Annotated in this window: 4 protein-coding genes; 3 read left to right on the top strand and 1 reads right to left on the bottom strand. The window is 38.4% G+C overall.

Features of this window, described 5'->3' with window-relative positions; translation table 11 throughout:
* On the top strand, positions 1-608 hold a 608-nt coding region (locus tag AC1DUW_RS21305; protein WP_477643391.1), incomplete at its 5' end, for an ABC transporter ATP-binding protein.
* A 171-nt stretch (positions 609-779) separates the two neighbouring features.
* Positions 780-2,654, top strand: a complete 1,875-nt coding sequence (locus AC1DUW_RS21300) for a S8 family serine peptidase (RefSeq protein WP_477643390.1) — start codon at positions 780-782, stop codon at positions 2,652-2,654.
* A 332-nt stretch (positions 2,655-2,986) separates the two neighbouring features.
* On the opposite strand, the gene AC1DUW_RS21295 is transcribed toward AC1DUW_RS21300, so the two are convergent.
* Positions 2,987-3,697 (bottom strand): polysaccharide deacetylase family protein, encoded by a 711-nt coding sequence (locus AC1DUW_RS21295; protein WP_477643389.1) that lies wholly within the window; start codon positions 3,695-3,697, stop codon positions 2,987-2,989.
* A 498-nt stretch (positions 3,698-4,195) separates the two neighbouring features.
* Between AC1DUW_RS21295 and AC1DUW_RS21290 the strand changes: the two genes are divergently transcribed.
* A complete protein-coding gene (locus AC1DUW_RS21290) occupies positions 4,196-4,384 on the top strand; it encodes an Ig-like domain-containing protein (RefSeq protein ID WP_477643392.1) in 189 nt (62 codons plus the stop codon).
* Positions 4,385-4,639 lie beyond the last annotated feature (255 nt).

Here is a 4,639-nt window from a genome sequence, read left to right as displayed (position 1 = left end):
GGACTAACGGTGCAGGGAAAAGTACGATGCTGAAAACAATTTCCGGCCTATTAAAACCGAAACAAGGAAAAATAATGTACGAAGGGCAATCTATCGGCGGAAAAGCCGCACAATCAATTGTGAAAATGGGAATCTCTCATGTTCCAGAAGGCCGCCGTGTCTTCGCGAATATGACGGTGGAAGAAAACCTTCAGCTCGGTGCCTATTTACGAAAAGATAAAGCAGGCATCAAGCAAGATATGGAGAAAGTCTATGAATTATTCCCGCGTTTGCTTGAACGACTGAAGCAGCAATCGGGAACTCTTTCCGGAGGTGAACAACAAATGCTTGCGATGGGCCGAGCCCTTATGGCAAAGCCACGCCTCCTATTATTGGACGAGCCTTCTATGGGACTTGCACCATTACTAGTAAAACAAATCTTTAATATTATAGAAGAAATCAATAAAACCGGTACAACCATCTTGCTTGTCGAACAAAATGCCAACTTGGCCCTATCTATCGCGGACAGAGCCTATGTCGTAGAAACAGGCCGAATCGTTCTATCCGGTAAATCCGAGGAACTAACCGCAAGCGAAGAAATCAAGAATGCATATTTAGGAGGACATTAAACCGCATATAGCGGTTTTTTGTTTTGCCAGAAATGAGCTATTTTAACTAGATGAAAAGGTTAGTAAATCTAAATCACTAGGTATACAATCTAATTAGGAATAATAGTAGAGTTGGTTCAAGTATCAAACCTCATCCATATCTATTCTTAATCATACTTTTGGAGTGATTTTATGCACAAATTCATTCAGTTGAGCCTTTCAGTTATATTAATACTTATGATTCTACCAAGCTATCAGACAGAAGCTGCAGAGAGTCCACAAACTGACGGTGTTCTTGTCAAATATAAAGAGACGAACAATGAGCCAATCAGAGATTTAATAGAGACGGTCGATGTTCCTAAAGGGGAAACAACCGACAATCTTATCGAGGAACTTGAAGATCAGAAGAATGTAGAATATGCAGAGCCTAACTATCTTTTTAAGAAGATGGAAAGCCCGAACGATCCAGCCTACATAGACCAGTGGCATCACAAAACACTAGGTACACAAGCTGCATGGACAAAATCCATGGGTTCAAAAGAAATGGTCGTGGCCATCATTGATGATGGAATTGATCGTAATCACGAAGATTTAAAAGGGAAAATCGACCATCCCTATGATGCGGTACGCAATCGGAAGAATATCGTACCAGTAGGGGAACATGGAACACATATTGCAGGAATCATCGCAGGTTCTGCCAACAATGACTTAGGTGGAACAGGTGTTGCACCTAACATTAAAATTATGCCGATTAACGTTTTTAAAGGCGAATATGCCGATACGGCTGATATCATCGAGGCTATTCATTATGCCGTTCAGCAAGGGGCAGACATTATTAATATGAGTCTAGGCGACACCCGTTATTCGGAAGCATTAAACAAGGCTGTCCAAGAGGCTTATAGTAAAGGCTTATTGATTGTCGCAGCTGCCGGAAATGAAGGAGATATGGGGAAGAGTGTACAGCGCGTGTATCCAGCTGCATACAGTCATGTCATTTCTGTGGCCGCTACCGATTCAAAAGATAAGCGTACTAGTTATTCCAACTATCATTCAACAGTCGATATTGCCGCCCCTGGCGACTATATTCTTTCCACTTTACCTGGTGATAGATATGGCTGGATGAGTGGAACATCAATGGCTACGCCTATGGTAGCCGGTGTAGCAGCGCTGATTTGGTCCAATGAGCCAAAACTCTCTAAATATGAGGTGGAATACCGTCTCTATGATTCAGCTATTGACCTAGGTACAAAAGGGAAAGACATATACTATGGAAATGGCCGGGTGAATGCCAAAAAAGCGCTTGAAATGAAGACGCTGACTAGGCCAACTGTGACGGCGATTTCTGATAAGGATACGTTGATCAAAGGGAAAATTCCAAGTGATTTTAAAACAGGCACCATTTCCATTTATACCAATGAAAAAACACTCGCCACAGTGAAGATTAACGGGGAAAAGACGTTTTCAGCGACAATCGCTAAACAGACAGCTGGCACGACTATCTATACTAGAGTTGTCGATAATGCGGGAAATAAAAGTGTTCCTGTTTCAGTTAAGGTAGAAGATAAAACAGCACCTACGAAACCGACTGTAAATAGTGTCGGTGACAATACGACAAAAGTAACTGGCAAAGCGGAAGCAGGCTCTACCGTTACTGTCAAAATGGGCAGCACTGCGCTTGGAAAAGCAAAGTCCAATAGCTCAGGGAAGTTCACCGTTACGATGACAAAAAAACAAAAGGCCGGTAAAGTTCTATCCGTAACAGCAACCGACAAGGCAGGAAATACGAGCTCGGTCAAACAAGTCACCGTCGCAGACAAAACAGCACCCAGTATACCGTCAGTCAATACAGTAACAACAAAAAMGACAAAAGTAACCGGCAAAGCAGAAGCCAACTCCACTGTATACGTAAAAGCATCTAAAAAAGTCATCGGCTCTGCCAAAGCAACGAGTAAAGGCACATACTCGGTCAAAATCCCTAAACAAAAAGCCGGGAAAAACCTCTATATCTATGCCAAAGATAAAGCGAAAAATGTAAGTGCGTCAAAGAAAGTTACTGTAAAAAAGTGATCAGAACATGAATATGAAAAGCCTCTGAGTGAATCTTGGAGGCTTTTTTTATGTATAGCTGATAGTTGTTTAAGTGAAGTAAACTTTGAGAGGGGTGTGGAAGTAGGGGTATAGGAACTACCTCTTCATTGCATGAAAAAAGCCGCCCAAATGGAGCGGTCTAACTTCCTTAATCTATCAGGAAGTTTGTGAATTATTTAAATCAACCAGTTTAAATTTATGGTAAGCTATTTTTCTTTGAAATTCAGAAATCTGCTACCCTAGGTCGTTAGATACCTTTGGTTAGAACTCTCATACTTTAATGTATGTTAGTGTTCGATTTTTTTGGTATCCTAGAATCTTTTATCTTCCCAAAAATTCATGACAATATGGTTTTTTGGATTGTAAACCTCTACCTTATACCCTTGTGCTCTTAGATAGTCAATAATCTCCGGAAGCTGTTGTGCGGTTCCTTTTGAATCGTGGAAAAGAATGACGATTGGACCTTTTTTTCCTTTCAAACCTGCTTTAACGTTAGACGTTATCTTGCTAGGGTTTGTTTTATTATACTTCCAATCTAGTGTATCAATATTCCAATCCCACATTTTGAACCCCTTTTTGGCTAAGGTATCTCGAAACGGTTTTGTCATATAGGGTTTGCTACCGTATGGAACTCTAGTCAGCTTACTGTCAAACTTTGAAACCTTTAACAACGTTTGTCTTGTCTTCTCCATTTCGATTGCGACATTACTTGAACTCCCTCTATATAATTTTTTTGCATCATGGGAAACACTATGTAACCCAGGATAATTTCCCTCTTTAATCATTCGATTTACGGTTTTTGGATTACGTTTAATATTTCCTTCAATCATAAAAAAGGTCGCTTTTGCTTTTTTCTTTTTTAAGATATCTAAAATTGTTGGCGTGTACTGATTCGGACCATCGTCAAACGTTAAATAGACAACCTTACTTGTTTTATTTTCTGCTGCGGATGCAGAAGAAAAACCCCCAATACTACATACAAGTACGAGTAAAAGAAATAATAGGCTAACTTTTTTTAACACTCACATCATTCCCCCTAAAAAACTCCTAGTATATTAGCCCATAATATTACTCAAGGTTGTAAGTGTGCGTCTTAAAAAATATAAAAATTATTGATCCTTTTCACCTTGTTACATACAAATGAAATTCAATATGTCTATCGTAATAAAGTCAAATAATAAAGATAAATTCTCTATGTTAATAATAAATAAGTTGCACTTTATTAAATGTAAATTTGAAACTATTTTATCTCCTCTAAATTTAATAAAATAACATTATAGTTAAATATTACCATATAGTATAATCCGATTTAGTGTTAAGAGCAAGTGGCAGAAAAATAATAGGATGGAGTTTAATAAACTTCTTGAGAATCTTCAAACTGGGGATACTTTGGTAGTTAGAAAGAATTAGCAAGGAATACGAACAATGAATTGCTACCAAAAGGATGTATAGTCTTTTTGTCATAATTATGGTGATGATAAGGAAGGGATCTCTACATTCTATAAGTAGGTTAATAATAACTGTACTGCATAGCAGAATTTGAAATCCGTGATCCAATAGTCGATGTCATCGGCTCTGCCAAAGCAACGAGTAAAGGCAAATTCTCGATCAAAATCTCTAAGCAAAAAGCCGGAAAAAACTTGTATATCTATGCCAAAGATAAAGCGAAAAATGTAAGTGCGTCAAAGAAAGTTACTGTTAAAAAGTGATCAGAACATGAATGAAAAAAGCCTCTGAGAGAATATCGGAGGCTTTTTTTTATGTAGCTGGGAGTGTTCTATTGAAGTAAACTTTGGGAACGGGATGGAAGTGGGGAAGTAGAATGAAGAAGAAGAATGATGAAGTTGTTTCTTTATTATTTGCAACCATATTAGTTGTGACGGTGTTAAGGTAAGTCGAAACATAAATAAAAAGCCTCCGAGAACTAATTCGGTAGCTTAAAAAATGTCAATACTCTTATATAC

This window comes from Peribacillus sp. P4_C12, assembly GCF_056402095.1.
Note: the sequence above shows the minus strand (reverse complement) of the source record. Positions and strands in the feature narration are given on the sequence as shown.